This is a genomic window from Curtobacterium sp. MCSS17_006 (assembly GCF_003234215.1).
Taxonomy (GTDB): domain Bacteria; phylum Actinomycetota; class Actinomycetes; order Actinomycetales; family Microbacteriaceae; genus Curtobacterium; species Curtobacterium flaccumfaciens.
The window spans coordinates 95,461-113,868 of the sequence record NZ_QKSO01000002.1; the positions used below are offsets into that span (position 1 = coordinate 95,461).

Genomic DNA, 18,408 nt, shown 5'->3' on the forward strand with positions numbered 1-18,408 from the left:
CCATCACGCGTGTCCCCGGCATCGACCGGCGACGAGCCGGGGGTGCAGACGCCGACGCGTACGGCCGAGGGCAAGCCCCGGCACCTGTACGAGGTCGACGTGCTCCGCATACTCACGTTCGCGTGCGTGATCGGGGTGCACACCACGAGCCACACCGCGGCCACCGACGACGTCGGGCTGAACGCGTTGCTCGCCCTGCTGCACTTCACCCGGCTGGTCTTCTTCTCGTTGACCGCGTTCGTGCTCGTGTACAGCTACACCTTGCGCCCGAGGCCGATGGCGCAGTTCTGGCCGAAGCGGTTCCTGCTCGTGGGCGTGCCGTACCTGGCGTGGTCGTTCGTCTACGTCGCGGCGGCGTGGCTGCTGAGCCCCACCCGCCGTGGCGACGTCCCCGACCTGGTGCGCACCGCGGCCGAGGGCATCGTCACCGGCACCTCGTGGTACCACCTGTACTTCCTGCTCGTGACGATGCAGGTGTACCTGCTCCTGCCGGTGATCGTCTGGCTGGTGCGCCGGACCCGTGGGCACCACGTGACCGTGCTGGTCGTGGCGTTCCTGGTCCAGCTGGTGGTGTTCGCCGGGTACAAGTACTTCCCGGCGAGCGACGCGTGGATGCAGGGGTACCAGAAGCAGTTCTTCTTCTCGTACGTCTTCTTCATCGTCTCGGGGGCGATCGCCGCCGACCACGCGGACGTGTTCCTGCGGTTCATCCGGGTCCACCGCCGTTCGGTCCTGTGGGCGTTCGCCGGCGTCGGGGGGCTCACCCTCGGCGTGTGGGCGCTGCAGGTGGGCCTCGGGCAGTCCCTCTACGCCGCAGGGACGCCGTTGCAGCCGGTCCAGGTGGTCTGGAGCACCGCGGTGTTCGTCGGGTTCCTGGCGATCGGCGCGGCCTGGGCGGACCGACGGCGCCCCGGGAGCCGGACCGCCCGGTTCGTCGACTACGCGTCCGATCGCTCGTTCGGCATCTTCCTGAGCCACCCGTTCGTCATCTGGATCCTGCTCTACGGCGACAGCTGGCTCGAGGCCGTCGTGCCGCGACCCTGGCTCACGCTCGTCACCTACCTGCTCGTGCTGGTGCTGTCCGTCGCGGTGACCGAGCTGTTCCGGTGGACGCCGCTCAGCGTGCCGCTGACCGGGCGGCCGTCGTTGTCCTCTCGGGCGTCGCGAGCGGCGCGGGCGCGTCGTTCCGCAGGCGCGGGGGTGCCGCAGCGGTCGCCGGAACCGGTGGAGCCGGACGACGCCCTCGTCGGCGAGACCGACGACGTCGGGCGGCGCGCCGCGCGCTGAGCGCTCGCCCGCACGGCGCAGCTCTCGTGCGAGGTTCCGTCCGTGGTGCGACGGTGACGCCGTCCCACGGGGTCCGGAACCTCGCACCAGCCGTTCGGGGCAGTGGACACGTGGCGCGACGGCCTGGAGGCACGTGGCGGGCCCGACCCGCGCCTCCCGGCCGTCGCGTGCGGACCACCAGGGCCGGCGCACGTCCCGCGCACCGGCTGCCGGCCGTCAGGCCGAGCGCTGCTCGGCCTTCGGGGTACCGATCTCGAGCACGCCGTCGGTGGACGTCAGCCGCTGGGGCTTCATGAACCACGCGACGACGGCCGCGGCTCCGAGCAGGACGCAGGAGAGCGCGAAGGGCACCTGCCACCCCGAGGCGTCGATGAGCAGACCGAACACGATGGGCGAGACGACACCGGCGATGCCGAACCCGGTGTTCATGAAGCCCGAGGCCGTGCCGGACCACTGCGGCGCGACGTCCATCGGGATCGCCCAGAGGTTGGCGTTGCAGAGCTCGAGGAAGAAGAACGACAGGGCCAGCGAGATCGTCGCGACGAGCAGGCCCTGCCCGATCACGAGCGGGATGAGGCAGAGGAGCGAGCCGCCGAGCCCGATCACCAGGATGGTCCGGCGGGCGTTCCGGGTGTTCCCGCCGCGGTGGATGATGCGGTCGCTGAGCATCCCGCCGACCGTGTCCCCGACGACACCGGCCAGCAGGATGAGGGTGGTGAACAGGGCGAAGTCGCCGATCTCCAGCCCGTAGGTGGAGCTGAGGAACGTCGGGAGCCACGTGAGGAACACCCAGAGGGTCCAGCCGTACCCGAAGTCGACGAAGGTGACCGGCAGGATCTGCTTCGCCATCTGCCGCCACGGCACCGGGGGACGGGTCGCGCGGGTCTCGACCGGTGGGAGCTCGGCGAGCTCGACCTGCGTGATGCCCTTCGCGGACTCGGGCTTGTCGCGGAACCAGACGAACCAGACGACGGCCCACGCCAGGGACAGCACCGCGGTGGCGAAGAACGCCCAGCGCCAGCTGCCCGTCGCGCCGATCACCCACGCGACGATGAGCGGGGCCAGGGCGTTCCCGAGCCGTGCCGCGGAGTGCACCACGCCCTGGGCGAAGCCGTTCCGGTCGCGGGGGATCCAGCGGCTCATCGCCTGCGTGGCGGTCGGGAACGCGGCGGCCTCGCTCAGCCCGAGCAGGGCCCGTGCGGCGAAGAGGGTCCAGAAGCCGACCGCGAACCCGGTCCAGAGCGTCGCGACGCCCCAGATCACCGTGATGACGAAGAGCGCCCGGCGCGGGCCGAACTTCTCGCTGATCGTGCCGCCGAACACCTGCAGCAGGGCGTACGGCAACGAGAACGCGGAGACGATGAGGCCGGCGGTCGCCTCGTTGAACCCGAACTCCTCGGTGATGTGCGGCAGCGCCGTCGAGATGTTCGTCCGGTCGATGTACGAGATCGCGTACATGCAGCAGAGCAGGACGAGCACGCGTCCGCGGATGCGTCCGCGGAACGGGGTGCCCGTGATCGGTGCGGCCGGGTTCGCCGTGGTCATGAGGCCTCTTCGGGGGAGTGGGAAGGAGTCGGGTGACTGAACGGATCGGACGGTATGCCCGTTGACCATCAGTCGACTTGGAGCCTGCTTGCAGCGGACAGTACGCCGAGGGCGAGCAGGGGCCCTCGGTGTCAGGGGTGCCGACTACCGTTGTCCCCATGGGTGTTGCGATCGAACCGACCCGAGCGGTGCGTCCGTTCGAGGTCATCAGCGAGTACTCGCCGAGTGGCGACCAGCCCGCGGCCATCGCGGAACTCGCCGGGCGGATCAACGCCGGTGAGACCGACGTCGTGCTGCTGGGTGCGACCGGTACCGGCAAGTCGGCGACGACCGCGTGGCTCATCGAGCAGGTGCAGCGGCCGACACTCGTGCTGGCGCACAACAAGACCCTCGCGGCGCAGCTCGCCAACGAGTTCCGCAGTCTGATGCCGAACAACGCGGTCGAGTACTTCGTCTCGTACTACGACTACTACCAGCCCGAGGCATACGTCCCGCAGACGGACACCTTCATCGAGAAGGACTCCTCCGTCAATGCCGAGGTCGAGCGACTCCGGCACTCCACGACGAACTCGCTGCTCAGCCGTCGCGACACCGTGGTGGTGTCCACCGTCTCCTGCATCTACGGTCTCGGCACCCCCGAGCAGTACATGAACGCATCGGTCGCGCTCCACGTGGGCCAGACGATCTCCCGCGACCAGCTCGTCCGCAAGTTCGTCGCCATGCAGTACCAGCGCAACGACGTCGACTTCGCCCGGGGCACGTTCCGGGTGCGCGGCGACACCATCGAGATCATCCCGATGTACGAAGAGCACGCGATCCGCATCGAGATGTTCGGTGACGAGATCGAGGCGCTCTCCTCGCTGCACCCGCTCACCGGCAACGTCATCGACGACCTGCCCGCCGTGTCGATCTTCCCGGCCTCGCACTACGTCGCGGACACCGACGTGATGCACCGGGCGATCGCCTCCATCAAGGAAGAACTCGCGGAACGGCTCACCGAGCTCGAGGGCCAGGGCAAGCTGCTCGAGGCCCAGCGCCTCCGCATGCGCACCACGTTCGACATCGAGATGATGGAGCAGATCGGGTTCTGCTCGGGCATCGAGAACTACTCGCGGCACATGGACGGCCGTGGTCCGGGCGAAGCGCCGCACTGCCTCATCGACTACTTCCCCGACGACTTCCTCATCGTCATCGACGAGTCGCACGTCACCGTGCCGCAGATCGGCGCGATGTACGAGGGTGACGCCTCGCGCAAGCGCACCCTCGTCGAGCACGGGTTCCGCCTGCCCAGCGCGATGGACAACCGCCCGCTGAAGTGGGAGGAGTTCCTCGAGCGCGTCGGGCAGAAGGTCTACCTGTCGGCCACCCCGGGGCGCTACGAGCTCGGGGTCACCGACAGCGTGGTCGAGCAGATCATCCGCCCGACCGGCCTGATCGACCCCGAGATCGTGGTCAAGCCGAGCGACGGCCAGATCGACGACCTGCTCGAGGAGATCAAGCAGCGGGTCGAGAAGGACGAGCGCGTCCTCGTCACCACGCTGACCAAGCGCATGGCAGAGGAACTCACCGACTTCCTCGGGAACGCCGGTGTGCGCGTCCGGTACCTGCACTCCGACGTCGACACCCTGAAGCGCGTCGAGCTGCTGACCGAGCTGCGGCAGGGCGTCTACGACGTGCTCGTCGGCATCAACCTGCTGCGCGAGGGGCTCGACCTGCCCGAGGTGTCGCTCGTCGCGATCCTCGACGCCGACAAGGAAGGCTTCCTCCGCTCGTCGACGTCGCTCATCCAGACGATCGGTCGCGCTGCCCGCAACGTGTCGGGTCAGGTGCTCATGTACGCCGACAAGATGACCGACTCGATGAAGATCGCGATCGAGGAGACCGATCGCCGTCGTGAGAAGCAGGTCGCCTACAACCTGGAGCGCGGCATCGATCCCCAGCCGCTGCGCAAGAAGATCGCGGACATCACCGAGGTCCTGCAGCGCGAGAACGACGACACGAAGGCGCTCCTGCAGGGTCGCCCCGGCACCGACGGGCGTCGGTCACCGACGCCGAACCTCAAGCGCGGCGGCATCGCGGGCGAGGGTGCGACGCAGCTCGGTGCCACCATCGCCGACCTGAACGACCAGATGCTGCAGGCTGCGGCGGAGCTGAAGTTCGAGCTCGCGGCGCGACTGCGCGACGAGGTGCAGGACCTGAAGAAGGCCCTGCGCCAGATGGAGTCGGCCGGACATGTCAGCTGACGGCGCCCGCACGGTCGTCGTCACCGGTGCGAGCGCCGGGCTCGGGTACCACGCCGCCGAGCAGCTCGCCTCGGCGGGGCACCGTGTGGTGCTGGCGACGCGCGACCGCGGCCGGGCGGACGCCGCCGAGCGCAGCATCCGTCGGCACGTCGACGGGGCCTCGCTCGCCCACGTCCACCTCGACCTCGCCGACCTCGACTCGGTCAGTGCCGCTGCCGACGAACTCGCCGCGCTGGAACCCGACGGCGTCGACGCGGTCGTGAACAACGCCGGGGTCGTCGGGGCGTCGACGCGGGGGAGCACGGCACAGGGCACCGAACTGCAGATCGGTACGAACCACCTCGGGCACTTCGCGTGGACCGCCCGGGTCCTGCCCCTGCTCGAACGACGAGCCGGCCGGGTCGTGCACCTCGGGTCGATCGCCCACCGATTCGCCCAGCTCGACGCGACCGATCCGCTCGGCGTCGGCCGGTACTCGAGCCACCGCCAGTACGCCAGGAGCAAGCTCGCCGTGATGCTGTTCGGCTTCGAGCTCGCCGAGCGACTGGCCGACTCGGGCTCATCCGTGTCGAGCGTCGTCGCGCACCCCGGCCTGTCGCTCGACCGCCTGTCGCCGGGCCGTCCCGACGTCAGCCCGACCAGAGCCGAACCCGAGTGGATCCGCCCGGCGCAGCGCATCGTCGCCCAGGGCAAGGACGTCGGCGCCCAGCCGCTCGTGCACGCGGCCGTCGGTCCTGACGTGCACTCGGGGGAGTACTGGGGCCCGGCAGGCTGGATGCAGCTCCGGGGCCCGGCCACGGTGGTCGCGGCCGAACCTCGGGCGCACGACCGCACCGTCGCAGCGCAGCTCTGGGCGGCGAGCGAGCGTGCATCCGGTGTCGCGTTCGCTCTCGACGCACTCGTCTGACCCTCCATCCCGGCCGAATGTCGGTGCCGCTTCGTAGAATCGACGACGATGACCATCACCTCTGACCCCGGTACCTCGACGTCGGGCCGGAACGCCTTCGGCGAGCCCGCTGACCTCCACCTCCCCGGCGGGACCGCTCCGCACAGTACCTCCACGCTCAGCGTGCGTGGCGCGCGCGTGCACAACCTCCGTGACGTCGACCTCGAGATCCCGCGCGACTCGCTCGTCGTGTTCACCGGCCTGTCCGGCTCGGGCAAGTCCTCGCTGGCGTTCGACACGATCTTCGCCGAGGGGCAGCGCCGCTACGTCGAGTCGCTGTCCGCCTACGCGCGCCAGTTCCTCGGCCAGGTCGACCGCCCCGACGTCGACTTCATCGAGGGGCTCTCGCCGGCGGTGTCGATCGACCAGAAGTCGACCAACCGCAACCCGCGGTCGACCGTCGGCACGATCACCGAGGTCTACGACTACATGCGTCTGCTCTGGGCGCGCATCGGGGTCCCGCACTGCCCGACGTGTGGCGAGGTGATCAGCAAGCAGACCGTGCAGCAGATCGCCGACCAGCTCATGCAGTTCGAGACCGGTACCCGCTTCCAGGTCCTCGCACCCGTGATCTCGAAGAAGAAGGGCGAATTCGTCGACCTCTTCCAGGAGCTCGCGGCGTCCGGCTACGCCCGCGCGATCGTGGACGGGGAGCGCATCCAGCTCAGCGACCCGCCCAAGCTCAAGAAGCAGGTCAAGCACGACATCTCGGTCATCGTCGACCGCCTGGTGGCGAGCGACGACATCCTCGGTCGTCTCACCGACTCGCTCGAGACCGCCCTGCGCCTGACCGACGGCACCGTCGGCATCGACCTGGTGGACCACGAGGGGCCCGGAGCGGTCCGGAACTACTCCGAGAACCTCTCGTGCCCGAACAACCACCCGCTCGCACTCACCGAGATCGAGCCGCGCACGTTCTCGTTCAACGCGCCGTTCGGTGCCTGCCCCGAGTGCTCCGGACTCGGCACCCGCATGTCGGTCGACCCCGACCTGGTGCTCGGCGACCCCGAGGCCTCGTTGCGGGACGGCGTCCTGCTGCCCTGGACCGGGACGAGCGGGCTGTACTCCTACTTCGAGAAGCTGCTCGGCGGCCTCGGCAAGGAGCTCGGCTTCTCGCTCGACACCCCGTGGAACCAGCTCGACCCCGCGGTGCAGGCGTCGATCCTGACCGGCAAGGACTTCCAGGTGTCGGTCTCCTGGCGCAACCGCTTCGGCCGCGAGATGCGGTACACGAGCGGGTTCGAAGGCGTCATGCCCTACATCGAGCGCAAGTTCGCCGAGGCCGAGTCGGACTCGCAGCGGCAGCGCTTCCAGGGGTACCTGCGCGAGGTCCCGTGCCCGGTGTGCGAGGGAACCCGCCTCAAGCCCGAGGTGCTCGCGGTGACGGTCAACGACCGCAGCATCGCGGACGTCACCGACATGTCGCTCGACAACGCGTACTCGTTCATGGACGAGCTGACGCTGACCGACCGCGAAGCGCACATCGCCGCCGCGGTCCTCCGCGAGATCCGCGCACGCCTCGAGTTCCTGCTCGAGGTCGGCCTGAACTACCTCACGCTGGCACGTGGTGCCGGTGGTCTCTCCGGCGGTGAGGCGCAGCGCATCCGCCTGGCGACGCAGATCGGCTCCGGGCTGACGGGCGTGCTGTACGTACTCGACGAGCCGAGCATCGGCCTGCACCAGCGCGACAACCGACGACTCATCGACACCCTGGTCAAGCTCAAGGACCTCGGCAACACGCTCATCGTCGTCGAGCACGACGAGGACACGATCCGCACGGCCGACTGGGTCGTCGACATCGGCCCCGGTGCCGGTGTGAACGGCGGCAACGTCGTGCACTCCGGTTCGTACGAGGGCATCATCGAGAACCGCGAGTCGATCACCGGTGACTACCTCGCCGGCCGACGCGCGATCGAGGTGCCGGCCGAGCGTCGCAAGGTCAACCTGAAGCGCGCCATCACCGTGCAGGGCGCCCGCGCGAACAACCTCAAGTCGATCGACGCGGACTTCCCCCTCGGTGTGTTCACCGCGGTGACGGGCGTCAGCGGGTCCGGCAAGTCGACGCTGGTGAACGACATCCTGTACAAGGTGCTCGCCAACCAGCTCAACGGCGCCCGGCACATCGCGGGCAAGCACACCCGGGTGAAGGGCCTCGACCAGCTCGACAAGGTCGTGCACGTCGACCAGGCACCGATCGGTCGCACCCCGCGCTCGAACCCGGCGACCTACACGGGCGTGTTCGACCGCATCCGCCAGCTGTTCGCCGAGACGCAAGAGGCCAAGATCCGCGGCTACCAGCCGGGCCGCTTCAGCTTCAACGTCAAGGGCGGCCGCTGCGAGAACTGCGCGGGCGACGGCACGATCAAGATCGAGATGAACTTCCTGCCCGACGTCTACGTCGCGTGCGAGGTCTGCGGTGGTGCGCGCTACAACCGCGAGACGCTCCAGGTGCACTACAAGGGCAAGAACATCTCCGAGGTCCTCGACATGCCGATCAGCGAGGCGGCCGAGTTCTTCGAGCCGATCTCGGCGATCCACCGCTACATGGCGACCCTGGTCGACGTGGGCCTCGGCTACGTGCGCCTCGGCCAGAGCGCGACCACGCTCTCCGGCGGCGAGGCGCAGCGCGTCAAGCTCGCCACCGAGCTGCAGCGTCGCTCGAACGGCCGCACGGTCTACGTGCTCGACGAGCCGACGACCGGTCTGCACTTCGAGGACGTCCGCAAGCTGCTCCTCGTGCTGCAGAGCCTGGTCGACAAGGGCAACACCGTCATCACGATCGAGCACAACCTCGACGTCATCAAGTCCGCCGACTGGCTGATCGACATGGGACCCGAGGGCGGTTCCGGTGGTGGCACGGTCCTGGCGACGGGTACCCCGGAGCACGTGGCGACCGTGCCGGAGAGCCACACCGGTGTCTTCCTGCGCGAGATCTTCGACGCGCAGGACGCCCGGGTCGGCAAGCAGCAGGCGGTCGGCGCACGCCAGGCCACCCAGAAGCAGCAGGGCGGCAAGCAGCAGGGCGCGACCAAGCAGGCGAGCAAGCAGAAGGCGGGTGCTCGGTAGGTGGCGGACACCGTCCCGTGGCGTCCGAAGGCGGGAGAGATCCCGACCGACCCGGGCGTCTACCGATGGCGTGACGAAGCCGGTCGGGTGCTCTACGTCGGCAAGGCGAAGAACCTCCGCGCCCGGCTGAGCAACTACTTCGCGCCGCTGCCGACGCTGCACGAGCGCACGCGGCGCATGGTCCTCACGGCACGCAGTGTCGAGTGGACGACGGTCGGCTCCGAGATCGAGGCGCTCCAGCTGGAGTACACCTGGATCAAGGAGTTCGATCCGCCGTTCAACGTCAAGTTCCGCGACGACAAGTCGTACCCGTACATGGCGGTCACCCTGGGTGACGAAGCGCCGCGGGTGATGGTGACGCGCAACCGCAAGATCAAGGGCGCGAAGTACTTCGGTCCGTACCCGAAGATCTGGGCGGTGCACGACACCATCGACCTGATGATCAAGGTCTTCCCGATCCGCACGTGCTCGGACTCGTCGTACAAGAAGGCGATGCAGACGGGCCGTCCGTGCTTCCCGGGGCAGATCGGCAAGTGCGGTGGCCCGTGCTCGCAGAAGGTCACGATCGAGGAGCACCGCGCGCTCGTCGAGGAGTTCGTGCGCTTCATGAACTCCTACGACCGCCGGGTCATCACCGAACTCCGGCAGCGCATGGGGGCCTCGGCCGACGCGATGCAGTACGAGCAGGCCGCGAAGTACCGCGACCAGGTCGAGGCGCTCGAAGCCGTGCTCGAGAAGTCCGCCGTGGTGCTCCGCGACTCGGTCGACCTCGACCTGTTCGGCATCGCGGAGGACGAGCTCGCCGCAGCCGTGCAGCTGTTCTCCGTCCGTGGTGGCCGCATCCGCGGTGTCCGCGGCTGGGTCGTCGACAAGGAGCTCGACATCGCCACGGGTGACCTCGTCGAGCAGATCGTGCAGGGCGTCTACGTCACCGACGAGCCCCCGCGCGAGGTCGTCGTCCCCGAGCTGCCGGAGGACGCCGACGCGCTCCAGGAGTGGCTCAGCAAGCGCCGGAACGGGCGCGGCACGAAGCTCAGCACGGCACAGCGCGGCGATCGCGCCGGACTCGCCCGGACGGCCGCGCAGAACGCCGGGCAGGCGCTCATGCTCTACAAGACCAAGCGCTCCGCCGACTACACCACCCGGGCCGCGGCACTGGCCGACATCCAGGACGCCCTCGGCATGACCGAGGCGCCGCTCCGCATGGAGTGCTACGACATCTCGCACCTGCAGGGCACGAACGTCGTCGCGTCGATGGTGGTGTTCGAGGACGGTCTGCCGCGCAAGGACCAGTACCGCCGGTACTCGATCGCCGAGACCACCGACGACACCGACAGCATGTACCAGGTGCTCTCGCGGCGCCTGGCGCGGCTGGACGAGGACGCCGAGCTGCCGGACGTCCCCGACGTCACGACCGACGAGGTCGTCGAGGGGTCGAAGCCGACGAAGCGGTTCGCGTACCGTCCGCAGCTGCTCATCGTCGACGGCGGCCAGCCCCAGGTGCAGGCCGCGAAGCGCGCGATGGACGAAGCCGGCGTGCACGACATCGCCCTGGTCGGCATCGCCAAGCGGCTCGAGGAGCTCTGGCTCCCCGACGACGACTTCCCGGTCATCCTGCCCCGCAACTCGGAGGCGCTCTTCCTCATCCAGCGCATCCGCGACGAGGCGCACCGGTTCGCGATCACCCACCAGCGCAGCAAGCGGAAGCGCGACGTCCGGTCGCGGCTGTCCGAGATCCCCGGTCTCGGCCCGAGCCGCGTCAACGCCCTGCTGAAGCACTTCGGCTCGGTCGCACGGCTGCGCGAAGCGACGGCCGAGGACATCGGTGAGGTGAACGGCATCGGCCCGGCGACCGCTGCCGCGGTCGTGTCGAAGCTGGCGCAGACGCCGACGAGCGCGCCGGCGACCAGCGCGTCCAGCGCCCCCGAACCGGACGCCGACGCGATCACGGACGCCGTGACCGAGAACGCCGCCACCCAGCAGACCGCAACCCACCCGGGAGGCCCGGTGCGGGTCCCCGAGGTGACCGACGACGGTCCGCAGCGACCGTCGTGACGAACCCCGCGCCTCCCGGCCGCCACCGGGCGGTAGCCTGGTCCGGCAGCCGAGACCTCCCCGGGCGACGCGCCCGGGCCGCCACGACGGAGCCCACTCCCAGATGACCGACAGCGCCACCGCGACCACCCACGCGTCGCAGCACGACATCCTCATCGTCACCGGCATGTCCGGGGCCGGGCGGTCCACCGTCGGCAAGGCCCTCGAAGACCTGGGCTGGTACGTCGTCGACAACCTGCCCACGCAGATGCTGGCCCCGCTGACCGAACTGGCCGACCGCGCGGGGGAGAAGATCCCGAAGATCGCCACCGTGGTCGACGTCCGCGGCGGGCGGTTCTTCACCGACCCCGAACACGCGGTCGAGCAGGTCCGCTCGAGCACCTCCGCGCGGGTCCGGGTGCTGTTCCTCGAAGCCACCGACGCCGTGCTGGTCCGGCGCTTCGAGCAGGTCCGTCGACCCCACCCGCTCCAGGGCGAGGACACCCTGCTCGACGGCATCGCCCGCGAACGGGCGCGTCTCGCCGGTCTCCGCGAGGCGTCCGACGTGGTGATCGACACCTCCGACCTCAACATCCACCAGCTCGCGAACACCGTGATCGAGCACTTCGCCGACGAGCACTTCGTGGGTGTCCAGGTCACGCTGATGAGCTTCGGGTTCAAGTACGGTCTGCCCGCCGACGCCGACATGGTGGCCGACGTACGGTTCCTCCCGAACCCCTACTGGGTGCCGGAACTGCGGCCCCACACCGGGCTGGACCAGCCGGTCTCGGACTACGTGCTGGCCCAGGCCGGAGCCCGTCCGTTCGTCGACCGCTACGCCTCCGTCCTCGAGCCGGTGTTCGAGGGGTACCAGCGCGAGAACAAAAGACACGCTACGATCGCCATCGGCTGTACCGGCGGGAAGCACCGCTCGGTCGCCATCGTCGCCGAGTTGGCGAACCTCCTCCGCGGGATGCCTGGCGTCGCCGTGCGTGTGAAGAACCGAGATCTCGGCCGGGAGTGACCGTCCCTCCGGCCGCTCCCACGCCCGTGCCGCCGGATCTGCGGGAACCACTGAACGAACGTTAGGAATGATGCTGTGCCGTTGACTGCCGAGGTCAAGGACGAACTGGCCAGGGTCGCCGTGAACCGCAACACGGTCCGCGCCGCCGAACTGGCCACGATCCTCCGGTTCGCTGGTGGTCTGCACGTCATCTCGGGCCGCATCGCGGTCGAGGTCGAGCTCGACACCCGGATCATCGTGCACCGGGTCCGCAAGGACCTCGCCGAGCTCTACGGCGTGCGCAGCGAGGCGTCGGTGGGCTCGTCCGCGTCCGCCCGCCGCGGGACCCGCTACCTGGTCCGCGTGCTCGAGGCGGGGGAGACCCTCGCCCGCCAGACCGGCCTGATGGACGCCCGTCGTCGTCCCGTCCGCGGCCTGCCGAACCGCCTCACCACGGGCAACCGTGAGGACCTCGCCGCCATCTGGCGCGGCGCCTTCCTCGCCTCCGGCACCCTGACCGACCCGGGTCGGGCCGCAGCGCTCGAGGTCACCTGCCCCGGCAACGAGGCCGCGATGGCCCTCGTCGGTGCCGCGTCGCGTCTCGGGGTCGCCGCGAAGGGCCGCGAGGTCCGCGGGGTGCACCGCGTCGTCATCCGCGACGGTGAGGCCATCGGTCAGATGCTGACCGTCATGGGTGCAGCGCGCACCACCGCCGACTGGGAGGAGATGCGCCAGCGTCGCGAGGTCCGTGCGACCGCGAACCGCCTGGTCAACTTCGACGACGCGAACCTCCGCCGTTCCGCGCAGGCCGCCGTGGCCGCCTGCGCCCGGGTCGAGCGTGCGCTCGAGATCCTCGGCGACGAGGTCCCCGACCACCTGCAGTACGCCGGCACGCTGCGCCTGCAGCACCGCGACGCGTCGCTCGACGAGCTCGGCCAGCACGCGGACCCGCCCATGACCAAGGACGCCATCGCCGGCCGCATCCGTCGCCTGCTGGCGATGGCCGACAAGCGGGCCTCCGACCTCGGCATCCCGGGCACCGAAGCGAGCGTTCCCGAGGAGCTCGAAGGGGCCTGAGAGCGGTCTGTCGACCCTACGGACGGGAGGCGCGGTGCCAGCTGGCACCGCGCCTCCCGTCCGTTCCCGGGCCCGTTCTCGGACCCGTTCCCGGCCTGGTCGGCGACCGTCCGGACGGACCGTCATCCCGCTCGGGCACGCAGTGTCCGACTGCTAGGGTCGTTACGGCGACGTTACGGGGCGTATCGTCCACCACACGCGGGCCCGCCAGGGTGCGCGACTCCCGAAAGCAGCGCCCCCTGGGCGCTCCACACTCACCAGGAGATCCATTGACCGTCAAGATCGGTATCAACGGCTTCGGCCGCATCGGCCGTAACTTCTTCCGGGCCGCCCTCGCGAAGGGCTCCGACCTCGAGATCGTGGCGGTGAACGACCTCACCGACAACGCTTCGCTCGCCAACCTGCTGAAGTTCGACTCCATCACGGGCCGTCTCGGCGTCTCCGTCGAGCTCGACGGCGACAACATCGTCGTCGACGGCAAGGCCATCAAGGTCCTCGCCGAGCGCGACCCCGCCAACCTCCCCTGGGGTGAGCTGGGTGTCGACATCGTCATCGAGTCGACCGGGTTCTTCACCAAGGCCGCCGATGCGCAGAAGCACATCGACGCCGGCGCCAAGAAGGTCATCATCTCCGCCCCGGCCACGGGTGACGACGTCACCATCGTGCTCGGCGTGAACGAGGACCAGTACGACGCGGCGAACCACCACATCATCTCGAACGCGTCCTGCACCACGAACAGCCTCGCGCCGCTCGCCAAGGTGTTCCACGACAAGTTCGGCATCGAGCGTGGCCTGATGACGACGGTGCACGCGTACACCGCCGACCAGAACCTGCAGGACGGCCCGCACAAGGACCCCCGTCGTGCCCGCGCCGCCGCGCTGAACATCGTCCCGACCTCGACCGGTGCCGCCAAGGCCATCGGTCAGGTCATGCCGGAGCTCGCCGGCAAGCTCGACGGCTTCGCGCTGCGCGTCCCGGTCCCCACCGGCTCGATCACCGACCTCACCCTCGAGACCAAGTCCGAGGTCACCGTCGACGAGATCAACGCCGCCTACAAGGAGGCCGCGGAAGGCCCCCTCAAGGGCATCCTGCTCTACAGCGAGGACCCGCTGGTGTCGACCGACATCACCACGGACCCGCACTCCTCGATCTACGACTCCGGCCTGACCAAGGTCATCGGCGGCCTCGTGAAGATCACCTCGTGGTACGACAACGAGTGGGGCTACTCGAACCGCCTCGTCGACCTCACCGAGTACGTCGGCGAGCGTCTGTAACACATGGCCCTCCGCACCCTCGAGGACCTCGGCGACCTCGCCGGCAAGCGCGTCGTCGTCCGCTGTGACCTGAACGTCCCGCTCAAGGACGGCACGATCACGGACGACGGCCGCGTCCGCGCGTCGCTGACCACGCTGAACACCCTCGTAAACGCCGGCGCACGCGTCATCGTGATCTCGCACCTGGGCCGCCCCGACGGGGAGCCCAAGCCCGAGTTCTCGCTCGCACCGGTGGCCCAGCGGCTCTCCGAGCTGCTCGGCAAAGAGGTCACGTTCGTCGGCGAGACCGTCGGCGACGAAGCAACCGCCGCGGCCGAGGCCCTCGAGGACGGCGACGTCCTGCTGCTCGAGAACCTCCGCTTCAACCCGGAGGAGACCTCGAAGGACGCCGCCTCGCGCAGCGCCTTCGCGGACCGCATCGCGGCACTCGGCGACGCCTTCGTCTCCGACGGCTTCGGTGTCGTGCACCGCAAGCAGGCTTCGGTCTACGAACTCGCGTCCGCGCTGCCCAGTGCAGCCGGTTCGCTGATCGAGACCGAGCTCCGCGTGCTCGAGCGCCTGACCAAGGACCCGGAGCGGCCGTACACGGTCGTGCTCGGCGGGTCGAAGGTCAGCGACAAGCTCGGTGTCATCGACCACATCCTGCCGAAGGTCGACACCCTCTGCATCGGTGGCGGCATGCTCTTCACGTTCCTCGCGGCCCAGGGCCACGGGGTCGCGAAGTCGCTGCTCGAGGCCGACCAGCTCGACGTCGTCCGCGAGTACCTCTCGCGGGCGAAGGAGCTCGGCGTGACCATCGACCTGCCGACCGACGTCGTGGTGGCCTCCGGCTTCGCGGCCGACGCCGACCACGAGACCGTGGCGGCGGACGCCATCGAGTCCTCGTCGTTCGGCACGGACGGCATCGGCCTCGACATCGGCCCGGAGACCGCTGCGCGGTTCGCCTCGGCCGTCTCGGGTTCCAAGACCGTGTTCTGGAACGGCCCGATGGGCGTGTTCGAGTTCCCGGCCTTCGCCGCCGGCACGAAGACCGTCGCGCAGGCGCTGACCGAGGTCGACGGCCTCGGCGTCGTCGGTGGTGGCGACTCCGCTGCCGCCGTGCGGTCGCTGGGTTTCTCGGACGACCAGTTCGGCCACATCTCGACCGGTGGCGGTGCGAGCCTCGAGTTCCTCGAGGGTAAGTCGCTGCCCGGTCTCGAAGCACTGGGGTGGACCGCATGACCCGTACTCCGTTGATCGCGGGCAACTGGAAGATGAATCTCGATCATCTCCAGGCCATCGCCACCGTGCAGAAGCTCGCGTGGACGCTCAAGGACGCCCGGCACGACTTCGACGACGTCGAGGTCGCGGTGTTCCCGCCGTTCACCGACCTGCGGAGCGTGCAGACGCTCATCTCGGCCGACAAGCTGCCGATCCATTTCGGTGCGCAGGACCTGTCGCAGTTCGACTCCGGTGCCTACACCGGTGACGTCTCCGGCGCGTTCCTCGCCGCGCTCGACGCCCAGTACGTCATCGTCGGCCACTCCGAGCGGCGCACGCTGCACGGTGAGACCGACGAGGTCGTCGCAGCGAAGACCGCAGCGGCCGTCAAGCACGGTCTCGTCCCCGTGGTCTGCGTCGGCGAGACCGGCGAGCAGCGCGAGGAGCGCGGCGCCGGCGTCGTGCCGGTCGAGCAGCTCCGCGTCGTGCTCGACGCGGTCAAGCCCGCCGACATCGTCGTGGCGTACGAGCCCGTCTGGGCCATCGGCTCCGGCCAGGCGGCCACGGCCGAACAGGCGCAAGACGAGTGTGCCGCGATCCGTCGTGGCATCGCCGCAGCCTGGGGGGACCAGGCTGCTGCCGACACCCGAGTGCTCTACGGCGGCTCGGTCAAGTCGGGCAACATCGCGGGGTTCCTCCGCGAGCCCGACATCGACGGCGCGCTCGTCGGTGGCGCTTCGCTCGACGTGCAGGAGTTCGCGGCCATCGCCCGGTTCCGTCAGCACGTCGGGCTGTAGTCCACAGGCGTCGTCGCGGGCAGTCGTCCGCACCACTCCCGTCCAGGTACCGGCCGTGCTCCGCGCGGCCGGTACACTGGTACGGCTGACTGACACGAAAGGTACGTCGTGGCGATACTCTCCGTCGTGCTGCAGGTCCTGCTCGCAATCACGAGCCTCCTGCTCACGCTCCTCATCCTGCTGCACAAGGGCCGCGGTGGTGGCCTCTCCGACATGTTCGGCGGTGGGGTCACGAGCAACCTCGGTGCGTCCGGCGTGGCCGAGCGCAACCTCAACCGCATCACGGTGATCCTCGGTCTGGTCTGGATCGTCTCCATCATCGTGCTCGGTCTCATCAACAAGTTCACGGCGGGGGTCTGATCCATGGCAAGCGGAGGCAGTGCAATCCGAGGGTCTCGCGTCGGCGCGGGACCGATGGGCGAACAGGACCGCGGGGTCCAGGCAGAGCGCGTGGCGATCTCGTACTGGGACGCCCTCGGCAACGAGGTCGTGCGGTACTTCGCCGCGAACCTGCCCGACGAAGAGATCCCCGAGACGGTGGACTCGCCGTCGAGCGGTCTGCCGGCCGGGCGCGACAAGGAGAACCCTCCCGTGGTCTCCAAGACGGAGCCCTACAAGACCCACCTCGCGTACGTGAAGGAACGCCGCACCGAGGAAGAGGCAGCGCAGCTCCTCGAGGACGCGCTCCAGCAGCTCCGAGAGCGTCGCGGCACCGCGGCGAAGAAGGCTTAGCGCACACACGCTGACGAAGGCCCCTGCACCGATGGTGCGGGGGCCTTCGTGCGTCCGGGGCAGGGGCGGCTCGGTCGCCGAGTGGTCACGACACGCCGCGTGCGGTGCGTGCTGGTGGCACGAACTGTCGTGCGGCGTGCGCGCAGCCGACAGTTCGTGACCACTCAGCGTCGCCCGGCGGGGAGTCGCGACCGCTCGGCGCCCGAGGTGCCGCGGAGTGCTGGTTTGCCGACCGGTCATGACACGCCGCGTGCGGTACGCGGTGGTGGCCAGTTCTGTCGCCTGCGGCGCCCGCGGCCGACAGTTCGTGACCACTCGGCGTCGCGGTCGCGGTCGCGGCGCGGCGCGCAGTGGGCGCGACCACAGACGGACGGGAGGCCCGGTGCCAGCTGGCACCGGGCCTCCCGTCCGTCAGGAACGCGCGTCTAGTACGTCGACGCGATCAGGTTCTCGGGGACGTCGCGTGCGGCGTCCTGGTCCACGAAGAAGACGGTGCGCTTGCGACCCTGCACGCCACCGACGGGGACGTCCTCGATCGACGCACCGGCGAGGGCCAGCCCGAGGACCGAGGCCTTCTCGGCACCGGAGAGGATCACCCAGACGCGCTGCGAGGCGTTGATCACCGGGAAGGTGACGGTCAGACGCTGCGGCGGCGGCTTGGGGGAGTCGTCGACCGACACGACGGCACGGTCGGTGACCGTGAGTTGCGGGAACTCCGGGAAGAGCGAGGCGGTGTGTCCGTCAGGGCCGACACCGAGCAGGGTGATGTCGAAGCGCGGAGCCACGGCGCCTTCGGGCGCGGCGTCCTGCAGCTCGCGCTCGTACTGGGTCGCTGCGGCCTCGATGTCGAGCCCCCCGTCGGACGCGGGCATCGGGTGGATGTTCGACGCGGGGATGTCGACGTGGTCGAAGAAGTCGGTCTGCGTGCCGATCGTGTTGCGGTCGGCGTCGTCCGAGGGGACCCAGCGCTCGTCGACCCACCAGACGTGCACCTTCGACCAGTCGACGCTCTCGCGCGCCGGCGACTGGCCGATCGCGGCGAGGACGAGGGAGGACACCGAGCCACCGCTGATCGCGATGTCGGCACGCTCCTGCTCGTCGAGCACGTCGATGATCTTGGTGATGAAGCGTGCGGCGACCGAAGCGCCGAGGGCCTGCTTGTCCGGGTGCACGAGCACCCGCCGTTCGTTGGTCACGTGACTCC

The 18,408-nt window shown here is 69.5% G+C and carries 14 protein-coding genes; 12 read left to right on the top strand and 2 right to left on the bottom strand.

Features of this window, described 5'->3' with window-relative positions:
* Positions 1-9 precede the first annotated feature (9 nt).
* Complete coding sequence (locus DEJ21_RS02680; RefSeq protein WP_181435757.1) at positions 10-1,287, top strand: acyltransferase; 1,278 nt, start codon at positions 10-12, stop codon at positions 1,285-1,287.
* Between the two features lie 216 nt (positions 1,288-1,503).
* Here DEJ21_RS02680 and DEJ21_RS02685 read toward each other — a convergent pair whose 3' ends face one another.
* Positions 1,504-2,832 carry an MFS transporter gene (locus tag DEJ21_RS02685; RefSeq protein WP_111223628.1) on the bottom strand — a complete coding sequence of 443 codons (1,329 nt, stop codon included), beginning with the start codon at positions 2,830-2,832 and terminating at the stop codon, positions 1,504-1,506.
* A 170-nt stretch (positions 2,833-3,002) separates the two neighbouring features.
* Here DEJ21_RS02685 and uvrB point away from each other — a divergent pair, with 170 nt between their 5' ends.
* The 11 genes from uvrB to DEJ21_RS02740 all read left to right on the top strand — a co-directional run bounded on the left by uvrB (position 3,003) and on the right by DEJ21_RS02740 (position 17,204).
* Positions 3,003-5,075 carry an excinuclease ABC subunit UvrB gene (gene uvrB / locus DEJ21_RS02690; protein WP_111223755.1) on the top strand — a complete coding sequence of 691 codons (2,073 nt, stop codon included), beginning with the start codon at positions 3,003-3,005 and terminating at the stop codon, positions 5,073-5,075.
* On the top strand, positions 5,065-5,982 hold the full coding sequence (locus DEJ21_RS02695; protein WP_111223629.1) for an SDR family NAD(P)-dependent oxidoreductase: 918 nt from the start codon (positions 5,065-5,067) through the stop codon (positions 5,980-5,982). Before uvrB ends, DEJ21_RS02695 begins: the two co-directional genes overlap by 11 nt.
* Before the next feature lie 48 nt (positions 5,983-6,030).
* On the top strand, positions 6,031-9,087 hold the full coding sequence (gene uvrA / locus DEJ21_RS02700; protein ID WP_258374851.1) for an excinuclease ABC subunit UvrA: 3,057 nt from the start codon (positions 6,031-6,033) through the stop codon (positions 9,085-9,087).
* Positions 9,088-11,142, top strand: coding sequence for an excinuclease ABC subunit UvrC (uvrC, locus tag DEJ21_RS02705; protein ID WP_111223630.1), 2,055 nt, complete (start codon positions 9,088-9,090; stop codon positions 11,140-11,142).
* A 103-nt stretch (positions 11,143-11,245) separates the two neighbouring features.
* Entirely contained in the window at positions 11,246-12,145 is a 900-nt protein-coding gene (gene rapZ / locus DEJ21_RS02710; RefSeq protein WP_027465691.1) for an RNase adapter RapZ, read from the top strand.
* A gap of 75 nt (positions 12,146-12,220) precedes the next feature.
* On the top strand, positions 12,221-13,201 hold the full coding sequence (gene whiA / locus DEJ21_RS02715) for a DNA-binding protein WhiA (RefSeq protein ID WP_027465690.1): 981 nt from the start codon (positions 12,221-12,223) through the stop codon (positions 13,199-13,201).
* Between the two features lie 269 nt (positions 13,202-13,470).
* The gene (gene gap, locus DEJ21_RS02720; RefSeq protein ID WP_111103024.1) at positions 13,471-14,475 is read left to right on the top strand and encodes a type I glyceraldehyde-3-phosphate dehydrogenase; all 1,005 of its coding nucleotides are present in this window, start codon (positions 13,471-13,473) and stop codon (positions 14,473-14,475) included.
* A gap of 3 nt (positions 14,476-14,478) precedes the next feature.
* Positions 14,479-15,696 (top strand): phosphoglycerate kinase, encoded by a 1,218-nt coding sequence (locus tag DEJ21_RS02725; protein WP_111223631.1) that lies wholly within the window; start codon positions 14,479-14,481, stop codon positions 15,694-15,696.
* Positions 15,693-16,472, top strand: coding sequence for a triose-phosphate isomerase (gene tpiA / locus DEJ21_RS02730; protein ID WP_031259782.1), 780 nt, complete (start codon positions 15,693-15,695; stop codon positions 16,470-16,472). The genes DEJ21_RS02725 and tpiA overlap by 4 nt, the downstream gene beginning before the upstream one ends.
* A gap of 108 nt (positions 16,473-16,580) precedes the next feature.
* Positions 16,581-16,832 (top strand): preprotein translocase subunit SecG, encoded by a 252-nt coding sequence (gene secG / locus DEJ21_RS02735; protein WP_017887256.1) that lies wholly within the window; start codon positions 16,581-16,583, stop codon positions 16,830-16,832.
* A gap of 3 nt (positions 16,833-16,835) precedes the next feature.
* The gene (locus DEJ21_RS02740; RefSeq protein ID WP_027465686.1) at positions 16,836-17,204 is read left to right on the top strand and encodes an RNA polymerase-binding protein RbpA; all 369 of its coding nucleotides are present in this window, start codon (positions 16,836-16,838) and stop codon (positions 17,202-17,204) included.
* A 425-nt stretch (positions 17,205-17,629) separates the two neighbouring features.
* On the opposite strand, the gene pgl is transcribed toward DEJ21_RS02740, so the two are convergent.
* Positions 17,630-18,400 (bottom strand): 6-phosphogluconolactonase, encoded by a 771-nt coding sequence (pgl, locus tag DEJ21_RS02745; RefSeq protein WP_110864544.1) that lies wholly within the window; start codon positions 18,398-18,400, stop codon positions 17,630-17,632.
* Positions 18,401-18,408: the final 8 nt, after the last annotated feature.